Raw genomic sequence first — 14,955 nt, 5'->3', positions numbered from 1 at the left:
TGGACGGACCTACCAGCTACGGTGGCCCGGTGCACGGGCTGACGCGCCGCCAGTTGGCGAGCATCGCCGAGGTGGTCGGCGTGGCCGGGGCAGCCGGCATCCCGGTGTGGCTGCGGGGCGGCTGGGCGATGGACTTCCAGCTCGGCGCGGTGACCCGTCCGCATGTCGACGTCGACTGGTACTGCTGGCACGAGGACGCGAACCGACTGGCGACTCTGCTGCTGGCCCGTGACTGGCGGCTCGACCCGCGAATGCCGGTGACGACGCAACTCGACCTGTTCACTGCCGACGTGGAAGCCAGCTTCGCGTATCTGGGTCGGGACAGCGACGGTCGACCGACAGTGGGTGGCGGACCGTGGGTCGGCACGCCACTTCCGGCCGGAATGCTGGACGCGCCACCCGGTCGGATCGGCGCGCTCACCGTGCCGACGATCTCGGTGGCAGCTCAGATCGAGTTCAAGCAGATGTACCCGGTCTGGATGCCGGAACGTCCCCGCCGATCGAAGGACGCGGACGATCTGGCCCTGCTGCGTGCCGTTTCTGGTCGATCAGGTCCTCGTACACCCCGACCTTGAAGGTGATCAGGTCCAGGCACTGGGCGAGCCGGCCGAGCTGGGCGGTGACGCGTCCGTGGTGCTCCTGAAGGAGCGCGAGACGTTCCTCCTCGTTGCCCGCGCCCTCACGAACAAGGTCGGCATAGCGGCGGAGCGCGGGCAGAGGCATGCCGGAGGCGCGAAGAATGATGCAGACGGTCAGCCAGTCGACGTCGTCCTGGCTGTAGCTACGACGCCCACCAGCACCACGACGGATCGGGCTGACGAAGACACCCTGCTGCTCGTAGAAGCGGAGCGCGTGCACGCTCAGACCGGTGCGCTCGGCGACCTGCCCGATGCTCAGACTCGCGGTGACGTCAGCCATGCCGAGCAGGGTAACGAGGGTTGACCTAGAGCCGACTCTAGCTCCTAGGGTGCCACGTGATCGTCACTGAAGCGCCAAAGGAGCATCGACATGCGTTATCGCACTCTCGGCGGCACCGGCATCGACGTGAGCACCCACTGCCTCGGGACCATGATGTTCGGTGCCGTCGGCAACCCCGACCACGACGACTGTGTCCGCATCATCCACACCGCGCTCGACCAGGGCATCAACGTCGTCGACACCGCCGACATGTACGGCCGGGGAGAGTCCGAGGAGATCGTGGGCAAGGCGCTGCGCGGGCGCCGGGACGACGTCGTGCTCGCCACCAAGGTGCATTTTCCGATGGGAGAGGGCCCCAACCAGGGTGGCAACTCCCGGCGTTGGATCCTCAAGGCGGTCGAGGGGAGCCTCCGGCGGTTGGACACCGACTGGATCGACCTGTACCAGGTCCACCGTCCCGACCCCTCGACCGACATCGAGGAGACGCTCTCGGTGCTCACCGACCTCGTACGCGAGGGAAAGATCCGCGCTTTCGGTTGCTCGACCTTCCCGGCCGAGGAGATCGTCGAGGCACACCAGGTCTCCGAGCGTCGCGGTCTCGGGCGCCTGCGCAGCGAGCAGCCCCCGTACTCGATCCTGGCCCGGGGGGTCGAGGCCTCGACCCTGCCGGTCTGCCAGCGTTACGGCATGGGAGTGCTGGTCTGGAGCCCCCTCGCCTTCGGGTTTCTCAGCGGCAGGTACCGCAAGAACCAGCCCGTCGACCTCTCGACCGGGCGTGCCGTGCTCCGGCCGGCACAGTTCGATCCCACGATCGCCGAGAACGCCGCCAAGCTCGACATCGTCGAGCAGCTCGTCGACCTGGCGGCGAGCATCGGCTGCACGCTCCCCCAGCTCGCCATCGCCTTCACCGTGGCTCACCCGGCCGTCACGTCGGCGATCATCGGGCCGCGCACCCTGCCGCAGCTGGAGGACCTGCTCAAGGGCGCCACGCTCACCCTGGACGACGCGACCCTGGACCGGATCGACGAGATCGTGCCGCCGGGGACGAACCGGTACAACCCCAACGCCGCCTTCCCCCCACGCGCGCTGACCGATACGGCCATGAGACGGCGTCCCCTCACCGAACGGGCGGCAGCCTGACGCGCGGTGATCGGGCGGGCACACCCTGCCCAAGCCCTCCGGGCGGCACCGCCGGACAGGGCACAATTGAGTTCATGCCCCGTCGCGTGACTCCCGCACTGATGGCCAGCGCCGTGCTCATCGCCGGCCTGATCGGCTGCTCAGCGGACACCCGCCCGAGTGCCGGCGGGCAGACGCCGCCGGCCGAGCCGAAACCCGTCGCCACGCCGACGCCGCAGGTAGCCGCCGGGACCGCCCCGAAGAACACCTTCGCGGTCGGCGTACGCCAACTGAAGCTGAACCGGGACGGCCGGGCGCTGCCGACGACGCTGTGGTACCCGGCGGCCGGGCAGTCCGGCGGCGCGGCCAAGCGGTCCGCCACGGCGGCGGAGGGCCGGTTCCCGGTGGTGATGTTCAGTCACGGGCTGGGTGGGCGGCCGGACGACTACGCCAAGCTGCTGACCCGGTGGGCGGCGGCCGGTTTCGTGGTGGCCGCGCCGACGTTCCCGCACACCTCCAAGGGCGCCGACAACAACGTCCTCGACGTGCTCAACCAGCCGGCCGACGTGTCCTACGCCCTCGACCAGGTGTTGGCGCTGGACGGCACTGCCGGCGACGCGTTGCGCGGCCGGTTGGACGGCGAGCGGGTGGCCGCGGCCGGGCACTCGGCGGGCGGGGTGACCACCATCGGTCTCTTCACCGCCGGTCGGGACGAGCGGCTGGACGCGGGTGTGGTGTTCGCCGGCACGGCGCTCGGGGTGGGTACGGCGTTCGCCGGTGCGGCGGCACCGCAGCTGTTCGTGCACGGCGAGTTGGACGAGGTGGTCGAGTACGCGGCGGGCAAGGCCGCCTACGACAAGGTGCCCTGGCCGAAGGCGATGCTCAGCCTGCCCAAGGGCGACCACGGGCGGGCGTTGCTCGGCGACAGCGCGACGCTGCGGCTGGTCTCGGACACGTCCGTCGAGTTCCTCCGCTGGTCGCTCTACGGCGACCCGGAGGCCAAGAAGCGCATCTCCACGGACGCCACGCGCGGCGACCTGGCCACCTTCGACGACCACCTCTGACCGCCGCGCCGCGCCGCGCGCCCTCAAGATCCGCGCAACATCCGGGATGTTGCTGCCTCGGGACGCCGGGAGGCAGCAGTTTCCCCGATGTTGCGCGGATCTTGACGGGAACGTCGCAGGGCCGGGTGTCAGGCCTCGTGGTCGATGACGACCTTGCCGAAGGCGTCGCCGGAGTGCAGTCGGGCGAAGGCGTCCTCGACCCGGCTGAACGGGATGACGCTGTCCACCACCGGGCGCACCTCGTTCTCGGAGCAGAACGCCAACAGCTCGTACAGCTCGCCGGGCGTGCCCATCGAGGTGCCCAGGATCTCCAACTGCATCGCGAAGACCCGGCGCAGGTTGACCGACGGCTCGTGCCCGGCGGTCGCCCCGGAGACCACGATCCGGGCCATCGGCGCGGCCGACTTGAGTGAGTGGTCGAAGGTGGCCGCGCCGACCGTCTCGATCACCACGTCGACCCGTTCCGGCAGCCGGGCGCCGGGCTCCACGGCGGTGGCGCCGAGGGCAGAGATCCGGTCGCGCTTGGCGGCGTCGCGGCTGGTCGCGTACACCCGCTTGCCCATCGCGACGGCGAGCGCGACGGCCGCGGTGGCCACGCCACCGCCCGCGCCCTGGACCAGCACGCTGTCGGCGTCCGCGATGCGGCCCTTGGTGGTCAGCATCCGCCATGCGGTCAGCCAGGCCGTGGGCAGGCACGCCGCGTCGGTCGCCGCCATGCCGTCGGGCAGCGGGATCAGGTTCGATCGGGGTACGGCCACCCGCTCGGCGAGCGTCCCGGAGAAGTGCTCGGAGAGGATGGAAACCCCACGCGGGTCACCCGGAGTGACGACCACGGGGTACACGACCACCGGGCGGCCCTCCGGGTCCAACCCGACCGCGTCGCAGCCGAGGATCATCGGCAGCTGAGCCTCGGTGAGACCCACCCCGCGCAACGACCAGAGGTCGTGGTGGTTGAGCGAGGTGGCCCGCAACTGCACGGTCACCCAGTCGTCGGCCGGAGGGGTCGGCTCGGGCCGCTCGCCGACGGTGAGCGCGGCGAGCGGATCGGCGTCGTCGAAACGGGAGGCAAAGGCAGCACGCATGATCGGCACGGTAACAAGCTGAGCGCTCGTTAAGAAGCCGCCCGCACCGGCTTGTGCGCCGCGCTAGCGGCGGGCCACGCCGTCGCGGCGGGCGGCTTCGGCGACCGCCTCGGCCACGGCCGGCGCGACGCGCGGATCGAGCGGGGAGGGAACGATCGCCTCGACGGTCAGTGACTCGGCGACCACTCCGGCGATGGCGTCTGCGGCGGCGACCTTCATCGCCTCGGTGATCCGGGTGGCGCCGGCGTCCAGCGCACCCCGGAACACCCCGGGGAAGGCCAGCACGTTGTTGATCTGGTTCGGGTAGTCGCTACGACCGGTGGCCACCACCGCCACGTGCCGGGCGGCCACCTCCGGGTGCACCTCCGGCGTCGGGTTGGCCAGTGCGAACACGATCCCGTCGGGGGCCATCCCGGCCACCGCGGTCTCCGGGATCTGGCCGCCGGAGACCCCGATCAGCACGTCCGCGCCGCGCAGCGCCTCGGTGATGTCGCCGTGGCGACCGTCGGCGTTGGTGCTCGCCGCCAACTCGGCCTTGCTGCCGGTCAGGTCGGTGCGGTGCCGACCGATGATCCCCTTGGAGTCGCAGACCACCACCTGGTCGGGGTTGACGCCTCCGGCGATCAGCATCTTTGTCACGGCCACTCCGGCCGCGCCCGCGCCACTCACCGCCACCCGCAGGTCACCGAGCTTGCGGTTGAGCAGACTGGCGGCGTTGCGCAGCGCGGCCAGCACCACGATCGCGGTGCCGTGCTGGTCGTCGTGGAAGACCGGGATGTCCAGCGCCTCGTCGAGGCGACGTTCCACCTCGAAGCAGCGCGGCGCGCTGATGTCCTCCAGGTTGATGCCGCCGAACGAGGGCGCCAGCGCCCGCACCGCCGCGACGATCTCGTCGACGTCCTGCGTGTCCAGGCAGATCGGCACCGCGTCCACCCCGGCGAACTGCTTGAACAGCACCGCCTTGCCCTCCATCACCGGCAACGCGGCGCGCGGGCCGATGTTGCCGAGCCCGAGCACCGCCGAGCCGTCGGTGACCACCGCGACGGCATGGGCCGCCCAGGTGTAGTCGTCGGCCAGGTCGGGGTCGGCGGCGATCGCCTCACACACCCGAGCCACCCCCGGGGTGTACGCCAGGGAGAGGTCCTCCCGGCTGGTGAGCGGCACGGTCGAGGCGACGGCCATCTTGCCGCCCCGGTGCAGCAGGAAGACGGGATCAGCGGGGTCCACGATGGACGAAGACATGGCGGTGACTCCAGGATCTGTCGAGCAGATGTGAGGCGGCGGGCCCGGCCGCGAGGTGGGCGGCGAGCGGTGGCACGCGGCGCGGGGGGTCACCCGGGCACTTTCCGAGCATAGTGTCGGCACTGCCCCTCGGATGTGAGCAGGGTCATATCGGCCGGCGAGGCACCCGCCCGGGACGCGGCCAGTAGCGGGCCACGACCCTTCCCCGCACGTCGGCCACACCGTACGCCCGGGAGTCGTCGGTGATCAGGTCGTTGTCCCCGCGTAGCCACCAGCCGCCGTCCTGCGGCCGGACCGCCCGCTTCACCACCAGCAGTTCGGGACGGGTCCGGAAGACCGCGACCACGACGTCCCCGGGTCGGATCGGACGGCCGCCGGGGCGCACCAGCACCGCGTCGCCGTGCCGCAGCGTCGGCGCCATGGACGGACCGGTCACCAGGACGGCGGTCAGCGGCCTGCGCAACCGGGCCGCCTCAGCCGGGTGATCGGCCTGCACTGGTTTCACCTCCACCCGGTTCGGGGAGCATTCCCAGGAGTAATGTCGCCTTTGATCATCGCAAACTTCCCATGGAGGATCCCGATGCGACTTCCGCGCATCCTTGCGCCCCGCGTCACCGCGAGCGCTCACTGCGACCTGCCGTGCGGTGTCTACGACCCGGCTCAGGCCCGGATCGAGGCCGAGTCGGTCAAAATGATCTGCGAGAAGTACCAGGCGAACACCGACCCGGAGTTCCGCACCCGGGCCGTCATCATCAAGGAGCAGCGCGCTGAGCTGGTCAAGCACCACCTGTGGGTGCTGTGGACCGACTACTTCAAGCCGCCGCACTTCGAGAAGTACCCGAACCTGCACAGCCTGTTCAACGAGGCCACCAAGCTCGCCGGCGCCGGTGGCGTCAAGGGCAGCCTGGACCCGGCCACCGCCGACAAGCTGCTCTCGAAGATCGACGAGATCTCGAAGATCTTCTGGGAGACCAAGAAGGCATGACCTTGTCGGTCATCCCGACGATCCGGCCGGCACGTCCCGAGGACGTGCCGGCCGTCGTCGCCATGGTGCACGAGCTGGCGGAGTACGAACGCGCCCCCGAGCAGTGTCACCTCACCACCGAGCAGTTGACCTCGGCCCTTTTCGGTGCCGGCGCGGCGTCGGAGGAGCCGAGCGCTCCGGCGCTCTTCGGTCACGTCGCGGTGGACGAGCGCGACGAGCCGGTGGGCTTCGCGCTGTGGTTCCTCAACTTCTCCACCTGGGCCGGCGTGCACGGCATCTACCTGGAGGACCTGTACGTGCGGCCGTCCGCGCGAGGCACCGGAGCGGGTCGAATGCTGCTCGCCACCCTGGCTGACATCTGCGTCCGACGCGGCTACCGGCGGCTGGAGTGGTGGATGATCGACTGGAATCCGGCGGCCGGCTTCTACGCCTCGATCGGCGCGGAGCAGATGAGCGAGTGGGTCCCCTACCGGCTCAGCGGCGACGCCCTGCGCGAGTTGGCCACCCAGGCCACCACCGTCGGCACGCGTAAGGGCGACTGACCGGGTAGAGTCCCCGACCGGGGGGATGAGGCGTGACTCAACTGACTGGCCAACCAGCGACCGACGACGACGTGGTGCACCTCACGGTGCCTGCCGACGGCGGTTACCTCGGCGTGCTCCGCACCGCCACCGCCGGTCTGGCGGCCCGGTTGCAGTTCGCACTCGACGAGATCGAGGATCTGCGGATCGCCGTCGACGAGGCGTGCGCCATGCTGCTCGCCATCGCCACCCGCGACGCCGAGTTGGAGTGCCGCTTCGCCGTCACCGAGGACGCGCTGACCGTCGAGGTGACAGTGCCGACCGTGCGGGGCGCCACGTTGCCCGCCGAGTCGTCGTTCGCCTGGAAGGTGCTCACCGCGCTGACCACGTCGGCGTCCGCCACGGCCGCCGACGGCCGGGCCACTATCGCGCTGCTCACCCGCCGCTCCGGCGGTTACTGACCGGCTGCTCTGCCACTGACCGGCCCGGCACCCGCCGGAGCCGGCACGGTCACTGGAACCCGCACCGTCACTCGAAGCCGAGGGCCCGGGTCGTCGGAGGGCTGACCAGCAGCCAGCCCACGCCCAGGCCGAGCGCCATCAACGGCACGCCCAGCCAACCCAGCCCACCCTGGATCATGAACCACCCGATCGGCAGCAGCATCAGCTGGAGCACGATCGCGGGGGCCCGTGCGCCCGCCTGACGGCGCAGCAGCGCCCGACCGAGCGCCCAGAGCACCACCGCCGCCCCGACGGCGAACACGGTCACCAGCAACGCCGACAGGAGGTCGGTGGTGGTGGCCGTGAGGTCGGCCCAGATGAGCCAGAGCGCGATCAGCCCGACGACGGCCGCTTCCGCCCACAGCAGCCGGACCGCCCAGCGGAGCGTGACGGGAATCGGGGCCGAGTCGATGGTCACGCGCGCCACGATACCCGGGCGGCCGGGAGGTACAGTGCCGCCCATGCGGGCCGTCCTGGTGGTCAATCCAAAGGCCACCACCACCAGCGAACGCAGCCGGGACGTGCTTGTCCGGGCGCTGCGCAGCGAAGTCGACCTCAGCGTGCGCTACACCCGTCGGCGCGGGCACGCCGTGGCGCTGGCCCGGGAGGCCGCCGCGGAGGGGGTCGACCTCGTCGTCACCCTGGGTGGCGACGGCACGGTGAACGAGGTGGTGAACGGTCTGATGACGGCCGACCCGCCGAAACTCGGCGACGACACCTCGATGGCCGAGCGGCTGCCCGCGCTGGCGACCGTTCCGGGCGGTAGCACCAATGTGTTCGCCCGCGCGGTGGGCCTGCCCCGGGAGTGGCCGGAGGCGACCAGCATGATCCTCGAAGGGCTGCGGCTGGGCCGGAGCCGGACGGTGGGGCTGGGCCGCGCTGACGACCGCTACTTCACGTTCTGCGCCGGGTTCGGCCTGGATGCGGCAGTGATCCACCGGGTGGAGCAGGCTCGGCGCAAGGGACGGGTGTCCACGCCGACGCTGTACCTGCGCTCGATCATGAACCAGTACTTCCTCGCCTCGGACCGCCGGCACCCCGCCATCAGTCTGGAGCGTCCGGGCGAGCAGGCGGAGGGCGAGTTGGCCACCGTCATCATCCAGAACACCGCGCCCTGGACGTACCTGGGCGACCGGGAGGTCAACCCGAACCCGGCTGCGTCGTTCGACCTCGGGCTGGATGTGCTGGCACTGCGTCAGCTCCGGGTGGCTAGCACAACACGGACAGTGACGCAGTTCCTGTCCCGGCGGCCGGATCCGCGAGGTCGTCAGGTGTTACGACTCCATGACACGCCGGAGTTCACCCTGGTCTCCAGCCGTCCGCAGGCGTTCCAGCTGGACGGGGACTATCTCGGCGAGCGGGAGAAAGTCAGATTCACCTCCGTTCCGGCCGCACTGAGAGTAATCTGCTAGGTCTCGGGGTACTGCCCTTGGTCGACACGGTGGCCACAGCCGGATCGGCCGGTCGCCGCCACACCGAGGGCAGGTGCCGGAAATGTCAGCAATGTCACGCGGACTGTACTATATTGATCCTCGACTGTGGCACGGCGGGTAACCAGGAAAGCACTGGAATCCGGACAAACAGGTTGTGGGCTTGCTCACCGCCCGGAGTTTTTCCGAGCGTCACCCTTGACATCACGACTGTTCGTGAAAGTATTCACAAGCGAACTTGAGTTACCGGGACATTGGCTGGATATGCTCGTCAGGTTGAGCTGTTCCAGCAGGTCCCCGGGCGCTAACAGCCTGCTCACGCACTGCCGAATGGACAGACGCTAACCGTCACCACCGGCACTGCGGATGCATATAGGAAAAGCACGACCAAGCAATTGTTGCCACCCATCCAGAATGAGGAGTGTTGCCGCCATGGACTGGCGTCACCATAGTGTCTGCCGCGACGAGGACCCAGAGCTGTTCTTCCCGATCGGGACGTCTGGACCGGCTCTGCTGCAGGTCGAGCAGGCCAAGGCCGTCTGCAGGCGCTGCTCCGTGACCGACCAGTGCCTGCAGTGGGCACTCGAGTCCGGTCAGGACGCCGGCGTCTGGGGCGGAATGAGCGAGGAGGAGCGGCGCGCTGTCAAGCGGCGCGGCGGTCTCCGGGTGCTGCGCGCTCACTCCGCCTGATCCCCCACGACACGCTGTACGCCCCGGTGGGTTCACCCACCGGGGCGTTCCGCTGTCCGGCACCTGCGACGTCGTGCCGGCACGGGTCACTTCGTCGACGCAGGCACCGGCCGATCGTCGACCCGCCGCAACACCAACTCGACCAACTCCGGCGCGTCGGTCAGCGGCGCGGCGACCGAGACCGCGCCAGCCGCACGGGCCGCCTCGGCCACCGCATCGTGAAACAGGCCGGGCGCCAGGAAGTACGCGCACACCGCGACCCGCCGCGCGCCGGCCGCCCGGAGTCGGGACACCGCCACGCCGGCTGACGGCGGAGCCGCCGAGGCGTACGCCACCCGGCAGGGCACCCGGAACTCCTCGGCGAGCGCGTCCGCGACCCGGCCCACCGAACAGCGCGCCCGCGCGTCGCGGGTGCCCGCCGCCGCCAGCACCAGCGCGTCGAAGCGGCCCGGACGCGCCTCGTCGAGCCGGCGACGCAACCCGCCCAGCAGGTCCGCGTCGACCGTCCCGTCCGCCGGGCCGAGCACGTCGGTCACCCGCACCGCCAGCGGTGGCCCGGTCTGCCCCGCCGCGGCGACCGCCGCCGGGATGTCCACCCGATGGTGGTACGCGGCAGTCAGCAGCAGCGGCACCAGCACCGCCCGACGGTGACCGGCTGCGGCCAGGTCACGCAACACCGCTGTCGGCCCCGGCTCGGTGTGGTCCAGCCAGCTCGCCCACACCGGTGTGCCCGGACGTGCCGCCGACACCGCCCGGGCCAGCGCCTCGGTGGCTTCGGCCGCTCGCGGATCGCGGCTGCCGTGTGCGACCAGCACCACCGGGTCGGCCCCGCCGGCCGCACCGGGGCCGGTCGGGGTCGTCGCCGGTGAGGTCAGACGTGCAGGCCGCACTCGGTCTTCTCGAACATGGCCCACCGGCCGGCCCGCGCGTCCTCGCCGGCCTTCGTACGGCGGGTGCACGGCCAGCAGCCGATCGACCCGTAACCCTGCTTGAACAGTTCGTTGACCGGCACGTTGAAGCGGGCGATGTAGGCGTCCACATCCCGCTGCGACCATGCCGCGATCGGGTTGACCTTGACCCTGCCGCGCCGCGCGTCGAAGGTCACCACGGGCGTGTTGGCCCGGGTCGGTGACTCGTCCCGGCGCAGGCCCGCAGCCCAGGCGTCGTACCCGGTCAGCGCCCGCTCCAGCGGCTCCACCTTGCGCAGCTGGCAGCAGTCGTCCGGCGACTTGTTGAACAGCCGGGGGCCGTACTGGCCGTCCTGCTGGCCGACGGTGAGCCGCGGCCGGATCGACCGCACGTTCACCGGGAGCGTCCGGGCCACCTCGTCGCGCACCCGCAGCGTCTCGGGGAAGTGCAGGCCGGTGTCGAGGAACACCACGTCCACGCCCGGTGCCACCCGGGACACCAGGTGGGCCAGCACCGCGTCGGCCATCGAGCTGGTGACGCAGAACCGGTCGCCGAAGGTCTGCGCCGCCCAGCGGGCGATCTCCAGGGCCGGTGCGCCCTCCAGGTCCCGGGCGGCCTGCTCGGCCAGGGCCCGCAGCTCGTCCGGGTCGCGCCGGGCCGGATCGGTCGGCGTCGGGCCACCCGGCCCGACCAGGCGCAGACTCGCGGCGGAGACGAGACTCATCGGGTCACCGCCCGCGAGAGCAGGCCGGTGAACTTCACCGAGAACACGCGGGTGCAGGCGTGGCACTCCCACGCGCCGTGCCCCGCCTCGTGCGGCCGCAGGTCCTCCTCGCCGCAGTACGGGCAGTACAGGGGTGCCGCTCGGTTCTCGCTGCTCACCGCAGGTCCTCCTCGTCGACTCTGATCACCCAGTTGGCGAACGTCTCGCCCTCGCTCCGGCCGGCCAGGTAACGACGGGCCAGCCGTTCCACGTACTCCGGAAGCTCCTCCGCGGTGGTCTTCAGGCCGCGCAGCTTGCGCCCGAACCCGGCCGTCTGCCCCTGGGCCATGCCCAGCCCACCGCCCAGGTGCACCTGAAAGCCCTCCACCTGCCGACCGTCCGGGCCGACCACCAGCTGGCCCTTGAGCCCGATGTCGGCGACCTGGGTGCGCGCGCAGGCGTTCGGGCAGCCGTTGATGTGGATCGAGATGTCCGCGTCGAAGTCGCGCAGCCGCTGCTCCAGCCGGGCCACCAACTCCTCACCGCGGGCCTTCGTCTCGACGATCGCGAGCTTGCAGTACTCGATGCCGGTGCACGCCATCGTGCCGCGCCGCCAGGCCGAGGGCCGGGCCTCCAGGCCGATCCCGCGCAGCGCGTCGACGAGCGACTCCGTCCGCTCCGACGGCACGTCGAGCACCAGCAGCTTCTGGTACGGGGTGAGCCGCACGCGGTCGCTGCCATGCGCCTCGACCACGTCGGCCAGTTGGCTGAGCTGCGCGCCGGAGACCCGCCCGACCACCGGGGCGGCACCCACGTAGTGCCGCCCGTCGGCCTGCTCGTGCACGCCCACGTGGTCGATCGGCTTCGAGGGCAGGGTCGGCGCCGGGCCGTCGAGCAACGTGCGGCCGAGGTAGTCCTTCTCCAGGACCTCCCGGAAGCGCTCCACACCCCAGTCGGCCACCAGGAACTTCAGCCGGGCCCGATTGCGCAGCCGGCGGTAGCCGTAGTCGCGGAAGATGCCGACGACACCTGCCCACACGTCCGGCACCTCGGCCAGCGGCACCCAGACGCCGAGCCGCTTGGCGAGCATCGGGTTGGTGGAGAGGCCACCGCCGACCCAGACGTCGAAGCCGGGGCCGTGCTCGGGGTGGTCGACACCGAGGAAGGCGATGTCGTTCGACTCGTACGGGGTGTCCACCAGCCAGGAGATCGACGTCTTGAACTTGCGGGGCAGGTTGGAGAACTGCTTGTCGCCGACGTACCGGGAGACGATCTCGTCGATCGCCGGCGTCGGGTCGAGCAGCTCGTCACGGGCCACCCCGGCTACCGGGCTGCCCAGCACGATCCGCGGGCAGTCGCCGCACGCCTCGGTGGTCTGGAGGCCGACCGACTCCAGCCGGCGCCAGATCTCCGGCATGTCCTCGACCCGGATCCAGTGGTACTGGATGTTCTGCCGGTCGGTGATGTCGGCGGTGTCCCGCGCGAACTCCCGGGAGATGTCCGCGATCACCCGCAGCTGGGCCAGGCTGAGCTGGCCGCCGTCGATGCGGACGCGGAGCATGAAGAACTCGTCCTCCAGCTCGTGCGGCTCCAGCACGGCGGTGCGCCCGCCGTCGATGCCCGCCTTGCGCTGGGTGTAGAGGCCCCACCAGCGGAACCGGCCCCGCAGGTCCTGCGGGTCGATGGAGGCGAAGCCGCGGTGGGCGTAGATGTTCTCGATGCGGGCCCGGACGTTGAGCGGGTCGTCGTCCTTCTTGATCCGCTCGTTGGGGTTGAGCGGCTCGCGGTGGCCGAGCGCCCACTGACCCTCACCCCGTGGCCGGCGCGGCGCTCGGGTCGGGCGAGCCGTCGGGTCCTCGGAACGGGCCGGGATGCTGCTGACCGCCATCGCGGCGTCCTCCGTTGTCTGCTGTGCCTCGGGATACGCGGGGCGCGGCGGCCGGCCCGGCGAAGCGGGCGGGACAACGGTGTCTGAGACAGCCGGCGCGGAGCGCGCCCGAGACAGATTGGTCGGGCGTCGTCAGTAGGCCGGACAGATCGCGCTGCGCACGCGGCCGTAATCGACGTGGCGACGTGCCACGAAGCGGCGGACGACTGCGGCGGTCATGCGCCCATGCTGCCACACCCCAAGGGGGCCGGCCAATGTCCGCGTGCTGGATCCCACATCACGGGCCGGCGGTCAGCCGACCAGCTGGTCACCGAGGACAGCGGCGGCGAGCAGCGGCCAAGTGCCTGCCGCCAGCTGACACCCACGGGCGGCAGGGCCGTGGCAGGCTCGAACCGTGGGCGGATTGTCCGAGAAGTCGAGCGGGGCGGCGTGGGACCATCTGCGCCGCCCACCGGTCTGGCTCCCCCCGGCGCTGCTGACCCTGGCGGTGACAGTGACCGGCCTGGGCTCCGCCCAGCTCTGGCGCGACGAGCTGGCCACGTGGAGCGCGGCCACCCGGTCGCCCACCGACCTGGCCCGACTGGCCGACACCATCGACGCCGCCACCGGCCCGTACTACCTGCTGATGCACATCTGGACCAGGATCGTCGGCGACTCCACCGTCGCTCTGCGCGTGCCGGCCGTGCTGGCGATGACAGTGGCCGCCGGGCTGCTCGCCGTGCTCGGCACACGGCTCGTCGACCGGCGCACCGGTCTCTTCGCCGGCCTGCTGTTCGCGGTGCTCCCCGGCACGTCGCGCTACGGCCAGGAGGCCCGCCCGTACGCGCTGGCCACCATGCTCGCGGTGCTCGCCACAGTGCTCCTGGTGACCGCGCTGCGACGGCCGAGCTGGGCCCGTTGGGCCGGGTACGCCGTCGCGGTCACCGCTCTCGGACTCATCCACCTGATCGCGCTGACGCTGCTCGCCGCGCACGCGCTGGTCGTCGTACTCGCCTGGTGGCGCGGGCCCGCCGATGCCGGTGTCGGCACTCGGGACCACACCACCGTCGAGCGGGACCGGCGGGTGTGGCGGTGGGTCGTCGCCGTGGTGCCGGTCGTGCTGTTGGCCGGTCCGTTGCTGGTCAAGGCCCGGACCCAGCAGTCCCGGCAGTTGAACTGGGTGGGTCTGGCTCGGCTGGACGACCTGACCGCGCTGCCCGGCGGCGTGGCCCAGAGCAGTGTGGTGGGCGGCCTGCTGCTCGGGGTGGCCGCGCTGGGCGCGGCCCGGCTCGGACGCCGGGCACTGCTGCCGGTGAGCGCGGTGCTGCTGCCGGTGCTGCTGCTCTTCGCCGCCGGCGCTGTCGTACCCCTGTGGGTGCCTCGGTACCTGGTCTTCGTGGTGCCCTTCGCCTGCCTGCTGGCGGGCGCGGCCCTGGCCGCGGTGGCCGCGCCGGCCGCGCTCGTCGTGGTGGTCCTGGCCGGGCTGCTCGGCCTCCCCGACCAGGCCGCGCTGCGGCGGACCCACGAGTGGCCACGCAGCGCGCCGGTGGACTACGCGGGCGCGGCACGGGTGATCGGTGACGGTCAGCGGCCCGGCGACGCAGTGGTCTACTCGCCCCGACACAGTTGGCTCTTTCTCGACCTCGGCATCGAATACCACAGCGACGACCCGCCGCGCGACGTGCTGGTCACCGAGGATGAGGCCCGCCGGGGTGACCTGTGGGCCGCCGAGTGCCAGCAACCGGCGCAGTGCCTGGCCGGCACGCCACGCGTCTGGCTTGTCGTCACCGGCCGGCACACCGATCCGCTGGCTGCCGTGCCCGGTGCCAAGGGCGACGCGCTCCGCGCGCAGTTCACCGTCACCCAGGTCTGGCCGCGCCCCGGACTGACCGTCGCCCTGCTGACCGGACGGTCCGGCAGCTGAC

At 71.4% G+C, this 14,955-nt stretch carries 18 protein-coding genes; 9 read left to right on the top strand and 9 right to left on the bottom strand.

Annotation, left to right across the window (positions count from 1 at the left end; genetic code table 11):
• Positions 1-29 precede the first annotated feature (29 nt).
• Positions 30-575, top strand: a complete 546-nt coding sequence (locus FHU34_RS06440) for a nucleotidyltransferase domain-containing protein (protein WP_145779131.1) — start codon at positions 30-32, stop codon at positions 573-575.
• Here FHU34_RS06440 and FHU34_RS06435 read toward each other — a convergent pair.
• Complete coding sequence (locus FHU34_RS06435) at positions 457-918, bottom strand: MerR family transcriptional regulator (RefSeq protein WP_145779130.1); 462 nt, start codon at positions 916-918, stop codon at positions 457-459. The two genes, FHU34_RS06440 and FHU34_RS06435, sit on opposite strands and share 119 nt — an antisense overlap.
• Positions 919-1,008: 90 nt before the next feature.
• Here FHU34_RS06435 and FHU34_RS06430 point away from each other — a divergent pair, with 90 nt between their 5' ends.
• Both FHU34_RS06430 and FHU34_RS06425 read left to right on the top strand, forming a co-directional pair.
• Positions 1,009-2,058 carry an aldo/keto reductase gene (locus tag FHU34_RS06430; protein ID WP_145779129.1) on the top strand — a complete coding sequence of 350 codons (1,050 nt, stop codon included), beginning with the start codon at positions 1,009-1,011 and terminating at the stop codon, positions 2,056-2,058.
• Between the two features lie 74 nt (positions 2,059-2,132).
• A complete protein-coding gene (locus FHU34_RS06425; protein WP_145779128.1) occupies positions 2,133-3,101 on the top strand; it encodes an alpha/beta hydrolase family protein in 969 nt (322 codons plus the stop codon).
• A 128-nt stretch (positions 3,102-3,229) separates the two neighbouring features.
• Here the strand turns inward: FHU34_RS06425 and FHU34_RS06420 are convergent, their stop codons facing one another.
• The 3 genes from FHU34_RS06420 to FHU34_RS06410 form a co-directional block, all read right to left on the bottom strand.
• A complete protein-coding gene (locus FHU34_RS06420) occupies positions 3,230-4,192 on the bottom strand; it encodes a zinc-binding dehydrogenase (protein ID WP_145779127.1) in 963 nt (320 codons plus the stop codon).
• Between the two features lie 54 nt (positions 4,193-4,246).
• The gene (locus tag FHU34_RS06415; RefSeq protein ID WP_145779126.1) at positions 4,247-5,425 is read right to left on the bottom strand and encodes an NAD(P)-dependent malic enzyme; all 1,179 of its coding nucleotides are present in this window, start codon (positions 5,423-5,425) and stop codon (positions 4,247-4,249) included.
• Between the two features lie 145 nt (positions 5,426-5,570).
• A complete protein-coding gene (locus FHU34_RS06410) occupies positions 5,571-5,921 on the bottom strand; it encodes a S24/S26 family peptidase (protein ID WP_244311568.1) in 351 nt (116 codons plus the stop codon).
• A gap of 84 nt (positions 5,922-6,005) precedes the next feature.
• Here FHU34_RS06410 and sodN point away from each other — a divergent pair, with 84 nt between their 5' ends.
• The 3 genes from sodN to FHU34_RS06395 are packed head-to-tail and all read left to right on the top strand — an operon-like array spanning position 6,006 to position 7,392.
• Positions 6,006-6,410: a superoxide dismutase, Ni gene (sodN, locus tag FHU34_RS06405; protein WP_145779125.1), complete on the top strand. Its 405-nt coding sequence runs from the start codon at positions 6,006-6,008 to the stop codon at positions 6,408-6,410.
• On the top strand, positions 6,407-6,952 hold the full coding sequence (locus FHU34_RS06400; RefSeq protein ID WP_145779124.1) for a GNAT family N-acetyltransferase: 546 nt from the start codon (positions 6,407-6,409) through the stop codon (positions 6,950-6,952). The genes sodN and FHU34_RS06400 overlap by 4 nt, the downstream gene beginning before the upstream one ends.
• Positions 6,953-6,984: 32 nt before the next feature.
• Positions 6,985-7,392 carry an ATP-binding protein gene (locus FHU34_RS06395; RefSeq protein WP_088987803.1) on the top strand — a complete coding sequence of 136 codons (408 nt, stop codon included), beginning with the start codon at positions 6,985-6,987 and terminating at the stop codon, positions 7,390-7,392.
• Positions 7,393-7,459: 67 nt separating this feature from the next.
• Here FHU34_RS06395 and FHU34_RS06390 read toward each other — a convergent pair whose 3' ends face one another.
• Positions 7,460-7,849, bottom strand: coding sequence for a hypothetical protein (locus FHU34_RS06390; protein ID WP_145779123.1), 390 nt, complete (start codon positions 7,847-7,849; stop codon positions 7,460-7,462).
• 43 nt (positions 7,850-7,892) lie between these two features.
• On the opposite strand from FHU34_RS06390, the gene FHU34_RS06385 reads away from it, so the two are divergent.
• Complete coding sequence (locus FHU34_RS06385; protein ID WP_145779122.1) at positions 7,893-8,843, top strand: diacylglycerol/lipid kinase family protein; 951 nt, start codon at positions 7,893-7,895, stop codon at positions 8,841-8,843.
• A gap of 450 nt (positions 8,844-9,293) precedes the next feature.
• Entirely contained in the window at positions 9,294-9,551 is a 258-nt protein-coding gene (locus FHU34_RS06380; protein WP_088950012.1) for a WhiB family transcriptional regulator, read from the top strand.
• Between the two features lie 86 nt (positions 9,552-9,637).
• Here FHU34_RS06380 and FHU34_RS06375 read toward each other — a convergent pair whose 3' ends face one another.
• Genes FHU34_RS06375 through FHU34_RS06365 form a run of 4 tightly spaced genes read right to left on the bottom strand, consistent with a single transcriptional unit; the run spans position 9,638 to position 13,051 of the window.
• On the bottom strand, positions 9,638-10,441 hold the full coding sequence (locus FHU34_RS06375) for a sirohydrochlorin chelatase (RefSeq protein ID WP_423437964.1): 804 nt from the start codon (positions 10,439-10,441) through the stop codon (positions 9,638-9,640).
• Positions 10,423-11,184 (bottom strand): phosphoadenylyl-sulfate reductase, encoded by a 762-nt coding sequence (locus FHU34_RS06370; RefSeq protein WP_145779121.1) that lies wholly within the window; start codon positions 11,182-11,184, stop codon positions 10,423-10,425. Before FHU34_RS06370 ends, FHU34_RS06375 begins: the two co-directional genes overlap by 19 nt.
• Entirely contained in the window at positions 11,181-11,342 is a 162-nt protein-coding gene (locus FHU34_RS32855; protein ID WP_167393614.1) for a hypothetical protein, read from the bottom strand. The genes FHU34_RS06370 and FHU34_RS32855 overlap by 4 nt, the downstream gene beginning before the upstream one ends.
• Positions 11,339-13,051, bottom strand: a complete 1,713-nt coding sequence (locus FHU34_RS06365) for a nitrite/sulfite reductase (protein ID WP_145779120.1) — start codon at positions 13,049-13,051, stop codon at positions 11,339-11,341. Before FHU34_RS06365 ends, FHU34_RS32855 begins: the two co-directional genes overlap by 4 nt.
• Before the next feature lie 394 nt (positions 13,052-13,445).
• Between FHU34_RS06365 and FHU34_RS06360 the strand changes: the two genes are divergently transcribed.
• Entirely contained in the window at positions 13,446-14,954 is a 1,509-nt protein-coding gene (locus tag FHU34_RS06360) for a glycosyltransferase family 39 protein (protein WP_145779119.1), read from the top strand.
• Position 14,955: the final 1 nt, after the last annotated feature.

Source organism: Micromonospora taraxaci (genome assembly GCF_007830095.1).
Lineage (GTDB): Bacteria > Actinomycetota > Actinomycetes > Mycobacteriales > Micromonosporaceae > Micromonospora > Micromonospora taraxaci.
This window is presented reverse-complemented; position numbering and strand designations above follow the sequence as displayed.